This window comes from Enterococcus phoeniculicola ATCC BAA-412 (genome assembly GCF_000407505.1).
Classification (GTDB): Bacteria; Bacillota; Bacilli; order Lactobacillales; family Enterococcaceae; genus Enterococcus_K; species Enterococcus_K phoeniculicola.
The window spans coordinates 1,065,381-1,082,024 of the sequence record NZ_ASWE01000001.1; the positions used below are offsets into that span (position 1 = coordinate 1,065,381).

Below are 16,644 nucleotides of genomic sequence, written 5' to 3' on the forward strand. Positions count from 1 at the left end.
GAGTTTTTTAGTGTTTATATTTACTATTTACTTTTTGAACAGTAGCCGAATATTCATTTTCAGGTGTATTCGTTAACTGATTGTAAAGGGATAGAATATTTTCAAAATCTTGTAAAACAGGATTCGTTTGAATCGTAATTACTGGACAAGACATCTTTTTTTCCATGGGAATATTACTGATAATCAACTCGTAGTTTTGAGAATTTTTCTGCAGCTCCTCTAAACTTTTATCTGTTGATAAAGTGAGGTTTAACCGCTGTTGCAGATGATTTTGGATATCGTACTTTAAAAACTGCTGATGACCATAACTCGTATTAAAAAACAGCACAGTATTTAGTGAGGGAACATTCTGCTCAATTTGTTCATTCATATCCGGCCACAAAGTGATTAGCTGAAAAATTAACTTATAGACAAACGAATACTCTCGTTTATGTGTCTGCTTTAGCTCAATACATTCTTCAAAGATACGCTTCACTTCCCCTGTAAATTTCTGATAGAACAAACTGAGACTAGAAAAAAATTCTTCTTCGGGACTGTAGAGAATTTTCGTCGGTCCGACTGTATTTTTTATAATATTGAACAAGCTAAGGATGATTTCCTCCCTATTTTTTATCGAGACTTGCTGACGTTCTTCTATTTTTTTTAAACTCCTAAGTAATTCACTTACAATTTTTTGTGAAGAAATATTACTTTTCACATCCTGAATCAACTGCTCATAAGAAAAATAGTAATTGGGATTTAGAAAATAATGAAATATCTGATAAATGTGCTCTTGTGTTAGTGACAGCCCATAAAAAGAGCGAAATCGATAGAGTAAATTATGACTGAATTGATGAGGAGGACAACTTTTTTTCCCCGTAGTTACTACATTTTTTTTCTTTATTCTACAAATATTCACATACGCCATAATACGAATCTTATTAAGATGGGCAAAATTAGTTGTTTCGTGTACAGAAAAATCATAGTAGCTTAAAAACTCGTCCACTAACAGATTAATCAACTTCAGCTCGTGAGATGAGAGTAATTCATCCAGATAATTATATTTTTCTAAAAAATATTGATAATAAAATTGGCTAATTTCCTGTTCATCACCCACCATATCCAAATTCGTTGTGCATATAGAAAAATTAGAAGCTTGTAATACCTCATTTATTCTCTTTATTTCTCGTTTCACAGTAGAATCACTTAGAAACAATTCATCTGAAATTTGTCCAATAGATGTATATTTATTGGTTAATAGATTTTCAATAATTAAAAAACTAATCGATTGGTTAAACAGCGAGTTATAGATAAACGTCGTTGAAATATTTAGCGGTCTAGTTATTCTAATACCAAACTTGTAGTTCGATTCAATTTTTGCTGGATATATATATTCATTTATTTCAGATATATCTTTTTTTAATGTGCGTTCAGGAATTTTTATTTTTTTTGATAGATTTGAAATTGTCGTCCAGTTATTATAAATCATGTTATTCAAAATTAAAAGATGCCTCTCTGTTCTTTTCTCTAATATGTTTTTCATAGACTCCTCCAAAAAAGGGTTAGGTATAGGCAAACTTTGAAATGACGCGGACAGCAAAAGACATTTATACTTCGATATGAACAAATTAGTTATACGCTTATTAAAAATAACTACAGAAAGGAGAAAAAGTCAACACCCTATTTCAAACAAATGATGGATAAAAATAAAACGTTCAAATAATTTTGTATCAAAAAAATGTTATATATGAGAATACAAGTACAATCGTTTTATAATTTTTGTTAATAAACAAAAATAAATAAATAAAATATGATTGTTTCAAACTCATGACATTTGGTTAAAAACGAGAGAGTGGCGAGTTATGCATATAAAAAAGAAAAAATTAACGTTTCTTCTCTTCCTAATAGGACTCATTTGTATTTCAAGCTCCTTTTACTTTCTTACAAAAAAAAGAGCACCAGAAGCCGTGATTACTTCTGGAAACATGCCAGATGTGGGGAAAAATGTAAAGCAAATGACCGCTGAAGAGTTAGAAAAATTTCTTCAAGAAAAAGCAGATAAAAATTATATCAACCTTGAGGTAAATCCAAATATTTATGGGCAATCTAAAAATAAAGAGGTTACGTTACAAATAGTAAATCCCAAGCAAAATGTATTTCCCATTTCTGTCGAAATTTTAGATGACTCAACAAATAAAACAATTGCAAAGACCGGGGCGATTCAACCTACACAATATGTAGAAAATGAGCAGTTGCTTTCAACCTACGAAGCCGGTGAATATCCTGTAACCTTTATTGTCTCCATTTATAACGTGATGAAAGAAAAAAAGGGGGAAACACAAATAGCAGGAATGCTGATTATTACTTAGGTCTTACATGCCATGCATGATGACAATAAATTTTTTGGAGGAAAAAGATGAAAAGAACAAAAAAAATGCGCCACTATTTACTTACGTTTGGTATTTTATTAGGTGGTTTAGCAGCACCAAGTATAAGTTTTGCAGATTACTTTGATGGTGATCCTGATCCAGGAAACGGAAACGAGGGAATCACTGAAAAAAAGGATAGTGCGCAGATTACAGTAGATGGATGGATAGGCGAGTTTGATCCAACAAATCCTGGACCTGGTCCCAATCCTGACCCGGGAGCAGACGGATGGGTCAACGTAACACTTCCTACTTCTGTTGTCTTTGGTGCAGTTGATGTGGACAATGGAAAAATAAAATCTCCAAGCTATACAATTACTAATAATTCAACAAAAGGTGTAAAAATCAGCGTAGAAGATTTTGTTCATGGAAAGGATGCTGACAAGCTTCCTGAGCTTGATTTGAAATTAAATAGCGGGGGGAAAATGATTCAATTGGTTTCTCCTACAGCGCCTACTTCAAAAGAAGAGATAACTACTTTAATCGGTGCAACAGCTTCTAGTAGTGACTCTGTAGATTTTAAATTCACAGGGTCAGTTGGAACCACTCATGATTACAAAACAACAATTGAACCTAAATATAATTTGGTATTGAAATTTGAAGCCCAACCATAGAAATACTCAGTTAAAACTTGTAGTTATGTGTTCATTCATTCTCTTATTTGTCAGCTTTCATGCGCATACATCGGTTTATAGCAGCACCCACTCTATAGAGGTGACAGGGGTGATATTTGCCAAAACAACAGAGAACACGCTTAGTTCAAACGGAACATATACGGATGAAAAACAAGCAACAGGGAAAAAAGAAATTCTTCCTAAATTGAATGATTCAACTAATCATTCTTTCATAAGTATTATTGGCTTTTTCTTTCTATTTCTCTCCTACATGATATCTTCATTGAAAAAGAGGGAAAGTGTTCATTGATGAGAGCTGAATGAACTCGTCGTAAAAATAAATTTCAGGTCTAATCGTCCATGCTAAGATAACTTATGAAGGCATGGTTAAACCAGATTTCACCTATTTCCTGAATGATTCAAATCCGGTTTGAATCATTCAGGTCCTATTCTTGCAAAACAGCAGTAGGAAATATATTGAGGTAACAAAAGAATTTATACAGACGTAGTTTGTTCCTAGGACCAAAAGAGGGTCTTCTGCTTCCAATTTTTATTAAATTTTTTGAGATTTAGACGGAACAAAGGTGCTCAGACTCGTAAACCAAGTACTGCGCATCATGAGAAGTATTCCAACGATATACATCAGCAAGCAAGAATTGCTTCTGTTCCCAATCTTTATTAAGCTTTTAGAAAATCTGGAAAGTAACTATTACGGTTATATCCCAGACTCCAGACTTTGTGCTCATTAAGGAGTAGTTATGAAAAAAAATCATCCGTTACATGTTTTTTTATTTATATTGACACTATTTTTCTTCTTCGTCTATTCGGTTAAAGACGTGCATGCTGCTGATTCAGCCGAGGTGGCTCAAGACATAGCGGTGTCTCATGCACAAACCCAATGGGAACTATTTGGAAAAAAAATAGAAGATACAGAAATTTCGCACATTACAGGAACAAAATCAACTATTTCCATCCCAACTGGCATCTATCTTGATGATGTTCGTTCGATGGAATATGCATTTACAGGTGACGTCACTTATAGTATTCGCTACGTGGCATCGACAGATCCAAATACTGTTGAAGTTAACAAGGTGAATGACTCAACAATTGAGCTGATTCGCGGCTATGGAGAAAATAAAACTGTTGGCCTGCAGATTGGCTATAAAATTCATTATAGTTTTAAGGTCTGGGAAAATGTTTTAGGAATTTGGTATCCAGTTAATGATCGATATGGTACTTACGAAACATTTATGAATGCGAACTTATCAGTAGATACAAAGTTTTTTGCTACTGCAAAAACAGATAACGTATTAGAAATAAATCAAAGTATTGCAACAACCTCACCTGACAAGTACGTTATCTTGAGTGGTGATACAACAGGTGTCACTAGTAAGTGGATCATTCGTCCCGATGTATCTAAGTTAGGCAAGGCATTTGGTGTCGCTAACTTTGCCAACAGTATAAGAAGTCAAGTAGTTCCGATTGATTTTATTGTTCAAGATACAACGCCGCCCACAGGAACGGCTGTCTCAACTTATGGTCTTGAAGCAGGAACTTCACTTGATCTTGAAAAACTTTTTATTCAATACGATGACAACAGCAAACTGCCGGTTCAATTGACTGGTGTAAATCCGATTGATTTTCCGAATGAAAGATTAGGGACGTTTCCCTATGCGATTCGTTTGACAGATACAAGTGGTAATTTTACAGAGGTAGCAACGACCGTTGTTCACAAGGATACAACGCCGCCTAAATTAACAGCTAAGAAAGTACTATTAGAGTTAGGGAACTCTGCAAAGCCAGAAATGTTTGCAGATGCCACTGATAATTACAAATTTGCTACTTACACGTGGGCGTTTGCTAACAGTACGCCAGACTTTACAAAGTTAGGCAAGCAGACCGTCCAAGTGCAAGCTGTTGATCAGTCGGGAAATATTGGAAAAATAGATACTGAGTTGACGATTCAAGATACACTTGCGCCAACTGCAACAGCCATCCCGCAACTCATCGAGTTAGGAAATAGTCTTCCGACAGATCCAGCAGCATTATTAAAAGATGTCAAAGATAATGATGAGCTGAAAAATCTTCGTTTTCGCTATGTCGATACTGGAGATGTATCTGTCGTGGGATTTAGTGAGGCAAAAGTAGAGGTGGAGGATTCCTCTGGAAACAAACGAGTAATAACCGTTCCTGTTTTTACGAAAGATCAAGATACCACTATTTTGGGAAATAGTGCAATTTATGCTAAAAATTTTGAAATATGGCAAGATGAGCTTAGCAAGCTTTCTGAAGCAGAAATTACTTCCTTGATTCATACCCAAAGCCAAATCAAAGGCTGGGATATTTTGACAGGAAAAGATTTAACCTCTGCAATTACTATAAAACAAACGGAATTAACATCAAAAAGCCCAGCCGGTATCTATGAATCTGTTCTTGAGCTGCAAACAAATCAAAAAACTATTCAAACAAAAGTAAAGAATCCTTCTGATTTAATTTCGATTCGTTTACCCACCTCTTTAACATTTGGGGTATCTGATGTAAGTGAGCAGGGAAAAATTCTATCTCCAACCTATCAGATAACAAATAAATCATATGCGCCGGTAAAAATTAGTTTAGCAAACTATAAAAATTTTACTACAAATGAGCTAGAGCTTCTAGATGCTGCGACTCCTGATCCGGTGACCATTACACCGGCTGCACGTTTAAATCTTCAGCTATGGACGAAAAGTGAAAAAGTAGAATTAGCCAGTCTTACTGACCATACACCAGTAACAACCATTGGACAATTGGCCTATTCAGAAAGCTATTCATTAAAATTTACCGGAAATTATTTTGGCGACTTCCAAAAAGAAAGACTGCCGAACCATTCGCTTGTATTAAAATTTGAAGCGATTAAGTAAGAATGAGTTATTTTCTTTAAACCAATATCTTATGAATAAAAGACTCATACGCTATTTAGATAGCCACTAGATACCAATTTTCTAAGAAAAATCAACGCAGTACAAAAAAGGATAGGAACAAAAAAATGTCATCTGATTACAATTATTTAACTCGCTACTTTGTCTATTTTGATTCCTTATATTCCGTAGCAATTGAAGAAAAATACAGTAAAATCTATACAGAATATTTACTTATAAGAGAGGAATACTATCAATTAGTCACCAAGCCACATCTGGATTGGTTTGTTCAAATGCATCAGATTCTTCAGATAGATGCTCGGCTTCAAATTTTAACTGATTTATTAAAAATTGAGCTAAAATATCCTGATTGCGAGGACGTATTTAATGAATCCGATATTATTGAGATTTCAAGAAATGATGCAAAAAATTATTACAAAGAAGTTTGTGGTATTCGTTTAAATGAACCAGTACCTCACAGTCTGCTTCATTTTGTTCCAAATGGGTTAAAATAAACAGAAAGAAAGCGTCTGGAAATTTGGATGTGCTAACGTCAATAGGACAATCAGCGAATGAAGTCTAAAACAAGCGCAGCCGACAATTAAATCTCCAGACTCTTTTTCCGTTGAATAAGTGAAGGACGCCAGTCATTTATTACTTACTTTTATTCACACATCCTTAAAAAATCTTACAAATCTTTTTGTTCCCCTTTACACGAACACGTGTGCTTAGTATGCTAATACAAAGGAGGAGATTTAATGCTAAAAAAATTCTTAGTGAATGCCAAACAACACACTTATGCCAATAACACGGGGCAAACAAGCAGTTCACGTCTACAGAGCTATGATTTAGAATATGCTGACGGAGACTTTATCTATAGAGACTCTTATGTAGGAACCCGTTCTTTTTCAGGTCAAGAAATTGTGTGGTATAAACAGGAGCCCGTTTGGTCTATGAACTATTATGGCGACGTATTGAATGACTCCTTCAAAAGTGCCTTTTTAAAAGCTGCTCTCATGAATCCTAGTGAAGAACTGCCTTATAGAGGAGCTTCTATCTACAAAGAAGAGGACTATACTTACATAATGGATGTTAATGGAACATTCGACAAATTTTCAGGAATAGAAAAAATATTTTTTCAAGATAGATTAGTCTATGAGTTATTTTTTCATGGTGGAAAGATAATCGATAAGCATTTTGATTAATTTTCAAGAAACAGCTAACACAGGGATATAATACTAATAATTGTTGATAGAGAAAGGGAGAAATGAAGTTGAAATATGAATGGCGTAAGCAAGAAAAAGAAATTTATCTACCAAAAAAGACTCCTCAACAGATAAATATACCTAAATACAACTACCTAATCTTGTCAGGAAAAGGAAATCCAAATTCTGAGCTGTTTGCACAACAAACAGCAGCACTTTACGCTGTCTCCTATCACTTTAGGATGGACATAAAAAAAGGGACTCTAGGTGGGGAGCCGATGGAGTATGTCGTCTATCCTCTAGAAGGTATATGGACAACTGGAGACGGTTCGAGAGGGGAAACACTAAATAAAGAGGCTTTAGAATACAAACTCATGATTCGTCAGCCTTCATGTATTACCCAAGAAAATTTGCAAGCAAGTCTTGAAAAGTTGGCAAGAAAAAAACCAAATCCACACTACGAAATGCTAGCACTTAAAGAATATGAAGAAGGAAGCAGTGTCCAAATGCTTCATGTGGGCAGTTATGATGATGAACTTGATTCCTTTAAAAAAATGGATGCCTACCTAGAAGAGCATCAACTAGCTCGAATGAATATTATGGATAGATATATTCATAGAGAAATTTATTTATCTGATCCAAGAAAAGTTGCTCCTGAGAAGTTAAAAACTGTCCTGCGTTATCAAGTTGAGCAAGAAGGTGGAACGGACATAACTAATTAAGTTATTCCACGCCTTTGTAAAATCTTAATAAAGGTTAGGAAGGAACTCATCTACACTATGTGTTGAGTGGAAGAAACTCATGTACACTTCGGTTCGCTCTCATCATCTTATACGCATGATACATGCTTGAGTTGAAGGTCTCCACTTCATTTCGTTCTCTTCCTTCACTCGCAATCGTTAACACTTTTTATTAATTAAAAAGAAGCTTTCTTCCTACTGACTGAACATTTCAATGGGTCTGCAGGACAAAGCTTCTTTTTTGATTACATCATTTTCTTTGCTTTTTCTGTATTTGCAAAATGCAGCTTTGCATATTTACCTAAAAGTGGAAGACCACCTTTTTTCAAAATTGCCGCCGCAACCTTATCTGACTTTGTACCCGCACCTGAAGGAAGAGTCATTCCAAGCGCAGCAGAGGCTTTATCAAGCTCTTCCAAAAAGCTTGCGCGACTGATAATCGAAGCTGCCGCAACGGCTAGATGATATTGTTCTCCTTTTGTCACAAAGAAAATTTTCTCAGTGACTTTCGTCTTTTCCATGGCTACATACTTTTTATAATTTCCTTCAGGGGTAAACTGATCAATTAAAATAGCCTCAGGTTTTACAGGTGAAAGTTTTTCTAAAAGTAGTGCGATTGCCTGATTATGCAGCGCGACCTTCATCCGTACCGCATTATAAGCTGGCTGAATTTCGTTGTATTTTTCTGGAGTGACAATTAATAGCTGATATGGAATCAGTTCTTTAATTTTTTCAGACATCTGTCGTATTTGCCTATCTGTTAAGGCTTTTGAATCTTTCACTCCCAAGGCCTTTAACTCAGAAAGATGCTCTTTTCCAGCATAAGCTGCACAAACAGTGACAGGGCCAAAATAACTACCATTTCCTACTTCATCACTCCCTAATACAGATAATTTACTGAAATTTTCTGGAAGAATCGACGAATTTACCGTATTTTCAACTGTCTTTTTTTTCGGAGGTATTATGTCTCCCCACAGAGCAGCTTCTTTTTGTGCATTCTTTCCTTGAAACATTACTTTCCCAGAAGTGTAGGCCGTAATGGTTGTATCTCCTTTTTTTGCTAAAAATTCACTATAAGGTACTTTCTTGTTTATCAGACTGTTTTTATAGGATTCTTTCATCTTATTCATAATTGCAGAAGATACTTTTATGACAACTGTATTCATGTTCATTCCTCATTCCACTATTCCTCTAAATCCACTTTCGTTTTAGGGCTCCGTACTTTTATACTACCGATTTTTTTATTTTTTTCAACGTCTCTTAATTAATTTACGCAAAATAGATGGAAATCTTTCAGTAAGCGTGCAGAAATAGAATTTTCTGTTATAATTTAGGAGCAGTCTATTTGAACTCAGCCATACAATGGATCGTTCATTTTCCATTTGACAGGCTTTTAGTAATTTCCCTATAATAATTTAGAATTTTAACGAAAATTTTAATTATATTCAACACACAAAGTAAACTCACTCATGCTACAATAGTAGGTAATGGATTGAAAACGGAAAGGAATAATCTACATGGTGCAAGAAAAGAAACGGTATAAAGCAGTGATTGCTGGCCAAAATTATACGATTATTGGGCAAGAAGGAAAACGCCACATGGATATTGTGACGAAACTTGTCAATGATCAATTAAATGAAATTAAACAAATGTCTCCACAAATTGATAATGAACAAGCATCCATTTTACTAGCTGTAAATGCGATTTCTGATCAGCTGAAAAAACAAGAACAGTTATTAAAATTAGAAAAACGAGTTACGGAACTAAAACAATCAGCCGTCAAGGTTGTAGAACTAGAGAATCGAGTGAAGCGAATTGAAGCAATTGAAGCTGAAGCTCGTCAGGTACTAGATCAAAATGGTCAAGAGGATGTTGAAATCCAAAATCATGTAGAAGCGCAGCAAATTCTAAATGAAAATCGCAAACGTCAAATTCAACAAAAAACTGCTCACGAATAGTGGGAAGGAGTGTTTTATGGTCACGCTTATCATTTTTCTTTTTTTAGCGATTGCTTTTTATTCTGGCGCAAGAAGAGGACTAACGCTTCAACTAGTCTATACAGTTGGTTACTTTCTTTCCTACTTAGCGGCTAGACATTATTACAAAGAATTGGCACCTAAGCTTGAATTGTACATTCCATACCCCTCTGTAACAGAAAACTCACAACTTGTATTCTTTACAAAAGAGATGGGGCTAGAATTGGATCAAGCATACTATGCTGCAATTGCCTTTCTTATTGTCTTATTTATAGGGTGGTTAGTAACTCGCTTGATAGGTATCTTTGCCCATAGTTTAACGTATTTGCCTATCTTACATCAGTTTGACTGGGTAGCGGGTGGTTTAGTTAGTGCGGCATTAATGTATATTGGAATTTTTCTTGTACTCAGCTTGCTCACGTTAATTCCTGTTGATTTTATTCAAAATCAATTTCGAGCAAGTGGCCTTGCACGCTCAATTGTTGAGAATACCCCTGTATTTTCAAAACAAATCCAAGATCTTTGGGTGAATACTATTTTGAAATAAGAAGAGAGCAGGATCTAACTCAAATAGTTACATCCGCTCTCTTCAAATCTTAATAAAGGTTGGAAAAGTAGCTTCTTATCATAGTTACCACTCACGAACTAAATAGTTCGATGATGTACAATTCCTATTTAGTGATGGGAGCTATCTGCATCTGTCCGCCTTGTTAAGAACACGAATTTTTAAAAGTAGGTGAAAGAATGAATAAACGAATTTTATCCACTTTAGACTTTGATAAAGTGAAACAAATGATGGCACAATATTTAGTTACGGCACAAGGGATAGATGAAATCAATCAGCTTGTCCCTGTTAGTGATTCACAGGTGATTCACGCATGGATGCAAGAAACAGACGATGCACTTAAGGTGCAGCGCTTACGTGGTGGCATTCCAATTCCAAAACTTGAAAATATTCGACCTCACATGAAACGAATAGAGATTGGAGCAGACTTGAATGGCGTGGAACTTGCCCAAGTAGCAAGAGTTCTTTCTACAACTAGCGAACTTACTCGTTTTATAAATGATTTGGAGGATAGTGAAATCGAATTTTTCCGTTTATATGAATGGAAAAAAGAACTGATTACTATTCCGGCTTTAAATCAACGATTAAAAGCCGCAATCGATGAAGATGGTCGAGTGACAGATGAGGCTTCTCCTGATCTTCGAATTATCCGTCAGAATATTCGTCGCAGCGAACAAACAATCCGTGAACAGCTAGATAGTATTGTTCGTGGAAAAAACGCGAAATATCTTAGTGATGCAATCGTTACGATGAGAAATGAGCGATATGTCATCCCTGTAAAACAAGAATATCGAAGCATCTTTGGTGGTGTGGTCCATGACCAAAGTGCCTCAGGTCAAACACTATTCGTGGAACCAAAACAAATTGTTGAATCAAATAATCGACTTCGTCAGCATCAAATTGCTGAAAGAAATGAAGTGGCACGTATTCTAGCAGAGTTATCCGCTGAACTGGTTCCCTATCGACAAGACATTTTGCATAATGCCTATGTGATTGGAAAATTGGATTTGATGAATGCAAAAGCACGTTTTGGAAAAGAAATTAAAGGAATTGTTCCAACTATTAGTGAAGAAAACCACGTTGTGTTTAAACAAGCACGTCACCCTCTACTCGATCAGGAGAAGGCTGTGCCAAATGATATTACTATTGGAAAAGACTATCAGGCGGTCGTTATCACTGGACCAAACACAGGGGGAAAAACAATTACGCTAAAAACGTTAGGATTACTCCAGCTTATGGGACAGGCAGGATTGCCGATTCCTGCAGAAGAAGAGAGTCAGATGGGAATCTTTGAAGAAATATTTGCTGATATTGGTGATGAGCAATCTATTGAACAAAGTCTGTCTACTTTTTCTTCTCATATGACCACAATTGTTGATGTCTTAGGAAGAGTAGATGAGCATAGCTTAGTTTTGTTTGATGAATTAGGCGCAGGAACCGACCCTCAAGAAGGGGCTGCTTTAGCTATCTCGATTTTAGATGCTTTAGGTGCAAAATCTGCTTATGTTATGGCAACTACTCATTATCCTGAGTTGAAGGTTTATGGCTACAATCGAGCAAATACCATCAATGCAAGTATGGAATTTAATGTGGATACACTAAGTCCAACCTATCGTCTGTTAATTGGCGTTCCTGGGCGAAGCAATGCATTTGAGATTTCTAAACGTCTAGGCTTGGATACACAAATAATTGATGAAGCCAAACAAATTATGGATGGAGAGAGTCAAGATTTAAATGAAATGATTGCTGATTTAGAAAATCGACGAAAAATGGCTGAAACAGAGTATTTAGAAGTCCGCCATTACGTAGAAGAAGCACAACACCTTCATGATGAATTAAAAGAGGCCTATAGTTTCTTCTTTGAAGAACGAGAAAATCAGCTAGCTAAAGCACGGAAAAAAGCAAATGAGGTTGTTTCTGAAGCAGAAGAGCAAGCTGAAAAAATTATTTCAGATATTCGCAAAATGCAGTTGGCTAATGGACAAGCCGGTGTAAAAGAGCATCAGTTAATTGATGTTAAAACACAGCTAGCAAACCTCCACCAAGACGAAGGTCATTTGAAGAAAAATAAAGTTTTAAAGAAAGCAAAAGAACAAAAAACTTTAAAAACAGGTGACGAGGTCATGGTGAATACCTATGGACAGCGAGGAACCTTGCTTAAAAAAATGGGTGCTAATCAATGGCAAGTACAATTGGGGATTTTGAAAATGCAGGTAGATGAAGCAGATATGACCCCTTTAACACCGCAAAAAGAGCCGGTTCAAAGAGTTATTCACTCTGTACGTTCAGCTGAGAGCAGTCATGTACCGAATCAGTTGGATCTGCGGGGTAAACGTTATGAAGAAGCGCTAGCCGAAGTAGATCAATATTTAGATGCGGCCATTTTAGCGGGATACCCCCAAGTGACGATTGTTCATGGAAAAGGGACAGGTGCTTTGCGACAAGGGATTACTGAATATTTGAAAAATCATCGCAGTGTGGCAAGCTATTCATTTGCACCAGCAAACCAAGGCGGCAACGGAGCAACCATTGTGAAATTTAACTAGCCTTGTTTCTCTCATACTCAAACATCTTACTTATTGTAAGCAGATAAGTAGAGAGATTTTCAAACAGGTGCTATAATACAGCTAGACTTAAATAAATGGAGGTCGTTTATAATGACTGAAGCAATTACAGACAAAACATTTGCAGAAGAAACAGATAATGGTCTTGTACTCATCGATTTTTGGGCTACATGGTGTGGTCCATGTCGTATGCAAGCGCCTATTTTAGAACAATTAAGTGAAGAATATGATGATGGTTCATTAAAAATCGTTAAAATGGACGTGGATGAAAATCCTGAAACACCTTCTTCATTTGGTATTATGAGTATCCCAACACTTATCTTGAAAAAAGATGGAGAAGTTGTGGAGAAAGTAATTGGTGTGCATTCAAAAGATCAATTACAAGAATTGGTTGCTAAACACCTATAATTTTTGTTCACAAGGTCTAGGTCGTTGATTTATTCAGCGACTTAGGCTTTTTCTTTTTTGGGAAAGAACATAGCTGCTATAGAGCACTTAGCCTGTTTAGAAACAGAATTTCTTCTTTATCCTTTCAATCATCAGTCTCATTATTTTTTTGACAGACATGGTATAATGATAGATAGCTTTGAAAGAAAGGGGATTAGGAATGAACGAACGAATTCAAAATAAATTGGCCTTACTCCCTGATCAGCCCGGCTGTTATTTGATGAAAGATAAACATGGGACGATCATATATGTTGGAAAAGCCAAAGTGTTAAAAAATCGCGTCCGCTCATATTTTACTGGGAGTCATGATGGAAAAACTGAACGACTTGTTAGTGAAATTGAGGATTTCGAATATATAGTAACCGAATCAAATATTGAAGCACTGTTATTGGAAATTAATTTAATCAAAAAAAATGATCCAAAATATAACATTATGCTTAAAGATGATAAAACCTATCCTTTTATCAAAATTACTAACGAAGATTATCCACGCTTGTTAATTACTCGTAAAGTATTGAAAGATAAAGCATTGTATTTTGGTCCTTATCCAGATGTTGGTGCAGCAAATGAAACTAAACGCCTATTAGATAGATTGTTCCCACTCCGTAAATGCAAGGTTCTCCCTAAAGAAGTTTGTCTTTATTATCATATGGGACAATGCCTAGCTCCTTGTATTTTTGACATTCCAAAAGAACGTTATAAAACAATGGTAGAAGAAATCAAACGCTTTTTAAATGGAGGACACTCGGTTATTCAAGAGGATTTACAAAAGAAGATGAACGAAGCCGCAGAAAATATGGAATTTGAACGTGCGGCAGAGTATCGAGATCAAATTAAGTCCATTGAAACAGTTATGACCAAGCAAAAAATGACCAATGCGGACTTAATTGATCGGGATATTTTTGGTTATGCTGTTGACAAAGGATGGATGTGTGTACAAGTATTTTTTGTCAGACAAGGAAAATTAATTGAACGAGATGTCTCCATTTTTCCATTCTATAATGAAGCATCAGAAGATTTCTTAACCTATATAGGACAATTTTATCAGGAAAATCAGCATTTTATTCCTAAGGAAGTCTTGATTCCTGATGATGTAGATCAAGAAAGTGTGGAAGCTTTACTTCATACAAAAGTACTCCAACCCCAACGTGGGGAAAAGAAAAAACTCGTGAAACTGGCAGGAAAGAATGCAACAGTTGCGCTCAATGAAAAATTTGATTTAATTGTCCGAAAACAAGAACGAACAATCGGAGCAGTAGAAAAACTTGGAAATGCCATGAATATTCCTACTCCTACACGGATTGATGCGTTTGATAACTCGAATATTATGGGAACAGATCCCGTTTCTGCAATGGTAGTATTTATCGATGGACGACCCGCAAAAAATGAATATAGAAAATATAAAATTAAAACTGTAAAAGGCCCGGATGACTATGCTTCAATGAGAGAGGTTATCTATCGTAGATATTCACGCGTATTAAAAGAAAGTCTCCCATTACCTGACTTGATTCTCATTGATGGGGGGAAAGGTCAAGTGGATGTAGCAAAAGATGTTTTGGAAAATCAATTGGGGCTGGATATTCCTATCGCAGGGCTTGCAAAAAATGATAAGCACAAAACAAGTGAATTGTTATTTGGTCCAACACTTGAGGTCATTTCTTTAGAGCGAAACTCGCAAGAATTTTTCTTACTTCAACGAATTCAAGATGAAGTTCACCGATTCGCTATTACGTTTCATCGTCAATTACGAAGTAAAAACAGTTTTGCCTCTAAACTAGATGGGATTGAAGGACTAGGACCAAAACGGAAAAAAACACTTCTCAAAGAATTTAAATCTCTAAAAAATATTACGGCTGCAACGATAGAGGATTTGCAAGCAGTCGGACTGCCGAAAAATGTCGCTCAAAATGTTCACAACGCATTATCAGAAGAAAATAAGTAAATAAACTATAAGCAATCGCTGTGACAATCAGTTGTCTAAATTTTCTGACAACTGTTAAATATGCGAAAATTGCTTATAGTTTTTTTGTTGACTTTATTTATTTATGTGATATATTTGTAACAGTGATAAATATATCACATAAATAAGAGAGCTATAGTCACGTATCTATAGATTCTGAACAAACGACTAAGCGTCTCAAAATAAATTGGAGGAAATAAAAATGAAACAAAAATTAACAGAATTAAAGGGTACCGTTTATTCACTGGAAATTATGTTGGCGTCCATCATTTACTCAGCCGCTTTTTTACTAAGAAATCCAAAATTTTATCCAGCACTTTTATACATAATCGTCGCAGTTGGCTTTTCTATCTATCTATTGATTAGTCGAAAAGAAACATTTGATGAACGGGGAAAACAATCCTTTATGATGGCTGGCGCAGTTACATTTTTCATTTTATTTACTGGATTAGTTGTACTTGCAGCGCTCTTAATGATGACTGCTATCTCGGTTCAACTTACTGCATTTTTGATGTTAATCAGCGTAGCAGCAATTCTATTGGTACATGGCCTTTCTTTTCTAATTATCGATTCAGTAGGTAAGAACTAATGGCAAGTTTACAAACAAATCTAAAGGAACATCGTTTAAATAAAGGACTCTCTCAAGCCGAGCTGGCAGCACTTGTCGAGGTGCGCAGAGAAACGATCATTCGCTTAGAAAAGGGAAAATACAATCCTTCCTTAAAGCTCGCTTATGATCTTGCACACTATTTTCAATTACCTATCGAATCGCTTTTCTGGTATGACTAGAGAAAAAAATAAAACAAAGATAGAACCTTCATTTTCTGTAGGATGAGATTCTTCCCAAATTATTTAGGTGTAACAAGAAAAATAAAACAGAAGTGTTTGGCTCAACGAAACAAGCAGGTACTGTACCTCCTCGGAAGTAAAACTTCCGCGATTTACAAAAGTAAGAGAAAATCACGAAAATGACCGGAAACGCAAAAGTCTTTCTTTCAATATGACTTCAACTTATTTGTGAAATCTTTTAATTCTTGCTTGCTCCATACATAGAAGGTGTTGAGAGACAACCGTAGTGGGAAGTTAGTTTCCTCCATTCTACCCTTCATCAAAATTTTAGGAGAGTTGAGGTTGGGATAGAAGCAGTTAGCTCCGAGAACTAATAAGGAGTTGCTTCTATTCCAACACTCGCTCTTTTTTAATAAAACCACGTTTTCTGATAGAAATAGGAGAAATTATTGACACTAACTATATCCTTTGATAATATATCG

The 16,644-nt window shown here is 35.7% G+C and carries 15 protein-coding genes; 13 read left to right on the forward strand and 2 right to left on the reverse strand.

Annotated features, from left to right (window positions below; all coding sequences use genetic code 11):
* Nucleotides 1-7 precede the first annotated feature (7 nt).
* Nucleotides 8-1,522: an AcpB/EbpR/MafR family transcriptional regulator gene (locus I589_RS04855; RefSeq protein ID WP_010769235.1), complete on the reverse strand. Its 1,515-nt coding sequence runs from the start codon at nucleotides 1,520-1,522 to the stop codon at nucleotides 8-10.
* Nucleotides 1,523-1,841: 319 nt separating this feature from the next.
* On the opposite strand from I589_RS04855, the gene I589_RS04860 reads away from it, so the two are divergent.
* The 6 genes from I589_RS04860 to I589_RS04890 all read left to right on the forward strand — a co-directional run bounded on the left by I589_RS04860 (nucleotide 1,842) and on the right by I589_RS04890 (nucleotide 7,843).
* Nucleotides 1,842-2,348, forward strand: coding sequence for a hypothetical protein (locus tag I589_RS04860; RefSeq protein WP_010769234.1), 507 nt, complete (start codon nucleotides 1,842-1,844; stop codon nucleotides 2,346-2,348).
* 47 nt (nucleotides 2,349-2,395) lie between these two features.
* Nucleotides 2,396-3,019 carry a hypothetical protein gene (locus I589_RS04865; protein WP_010769233.1) on the forward strand — a complete coding sequence of 208 codons (624 nt, stop codon included), beginning with the start codon at nucleotides 2,396-2,398 and terminating at the stop codon, nucleotides 3,017-3,019.
* A 758-nt stretch (nucleotides 3,020-3,777) separates the two neighbouring features.
* Complete coding sequence (locus I589_RS04875; RefSeq protein ID WP_010769232.1) at nucleotides 3,778-5,919, forward strand: hypothetical protein; 2,142 nt, start codon at nucleotides 3,778-3,780, stop codon at nucleotides 5,917-5,919.
* Between the two features lie 125 nt (nucleotides 5,920-6,044).
* Nucleotides 6,045-6,431, forward strand: coding sequence for a DUF7006 family protein (locus I589_RS04880; RefSeq protein WP_010769231.1), 387 nt, complete (start codon nucleotides 6,045-6,047; stop codon nucleotides 6,429-6,431).
* A gap of 243 nt (nucleotides 6,432-6,674) precedes the next feature.
* Nucleotides 6,675-7,121 (forward strand): DUF5680 domain-containing protein, encoded by a 447-nt coding sequence (locus I589_RS04885; RefSeq protein ID WP_010769230.1) that lies wholly within the window; start codon nucleotides 6,675-6,677, stop codon nucleotides 7,119-7,121.
* Between the two features lie 68 nt (nucleotides 7,122-7,189).
* Nucleotides 7,190-7,843, forward strand: coding sequence for a GyrI-like domain-containing protein (locus tag I589_RS04890; protein WP_034684395.1), 654 nt, complete (start codon nucleotides 7,190-7,192; stop codon nucleotides 7,841-7,843).
* Nucleotides 7,844-8,106: 263 nt separating this feature from the next.
* Here the strand turns inward: I589_RS04890 and rnhC are convergent, their stop codons facing one another.
* Complete coding sequence (rnhC, locus tag I589_RS04895) at nucleotides 8,107-9,027, reverse strand: ribonuclease HIII (protein ID WP_010769228.1); 921 nt, start codon at nucleotides 9,025-9,027, stop codon at nucleotides 8,107-8,109.
* Nucleotides 9,028-9,378: 351 nt separating this feature from the next.
* Here rnhC and zapA point away from each other — a divergent pair, with 351 nt between their 5' ends.
* The 7 genes from zapA (at nucleotide 9,379) to I589_RS04930 (ending at nucleotide 16,162) form a co-directional block, all read left to right on the forward strand.
* Nucleotides 9,379-9,819, forward strand: a complete 441-nt coding sequence (zapA, locus tag I589_RS04900) for a cell division protein ZapA (protein WP_010769227.1) — start codon at nucleotides 9,379-9,381, stop codon at nucleotides 9,817-9,819.
* A 16-nt stretch (nucleotides 9,820-9,835) separates the two neighbouring features.
* The gene (locus I589_RS04905; protein WP_010769226.1) at nucleotides 9,836-10,384 is read left to right on the forward strand and encodes a CvpA family protein; all 549 of its coding nucleotides are present in this window, start codon (nucleotides 9,836-9,838) and stop codon (nucleotides 10,382-10,384) included.
* Between the two features lie 197 nt (nucleotides 10,385-10,581).
* The gene (locus tag I589_RS04910; RefSeq protein ID WP_010769225.1) at nucleotides 10,582-12,948 is read left to right on the forward strand and encodes an endonuclease MutS2; all 2,367 of its coding nucleotides are present in this window, start codon (nucleotides 10,582-10,584) and stop codon (nucleotides 12,946-12,948) included.
* 111 nt (nucleotides 12,949-13,059) lie between these two features.
* Nucleotides 13,060-13,374 carry a thioredoxin gene (gene trxA, locus I589_RS04915; protein ID WP_010769224.1) on the forward strand — a complete coding sequence of 105 codons (315 nt, stop codon included), beginning with the start codon at nucleotides 13,060-13,062 and terminating at the stop codon, nucleotides 13,372-13,374.
* A gap of 199 nt (nucleotides 13,375-13,573) precedes the next feature.
* The gene (gene uvrC / locus I589_RS04920; RefSeq protein ID WP_010769223.1) at nucleotides 13,574-15,355 is read left to right on the forward strand and encodes an excinuclease ABC subunit UvrC; all 1,782 of its coding nucleotides are present in this window, start codon (nucleotides 13,574-13,576) and stop codon (nucleotides 15,353-15,355) included.
* Nucleotides 15,356-15,575: 220 nt separating this feature from the next.
* On the forward strand, nucleotides 15,576-15,962 hold the full coding sequence (locus I589_RS04925; protein ID WP_010769222.1) for a hypothetical protein: 387 nt from the start codon (nucleotides 15,576-15,578) through the stop codon (nucleotides 15,960-15,962).
* The gene (locus I589_RS04930; RefSeq protein ID WP_010769221.1) at nucleotides 15,962-16,162 is read left to right on the forward strand and encodes a helix-turn-helix transcriptional regulator; all 201 of its coding nucleotides are present in this window, start codon (nucleotides 15,962-15,964) and stop codon (nucleotides 16,160-16,162) included. Before I589_RS04925 ends, I589_RS04930 begins: the two co-directional genes overlap by 1 nt.
* The last annotated feature ends 482 nt before the right edge of the window (nucleotides 16,163-16,644 follow it).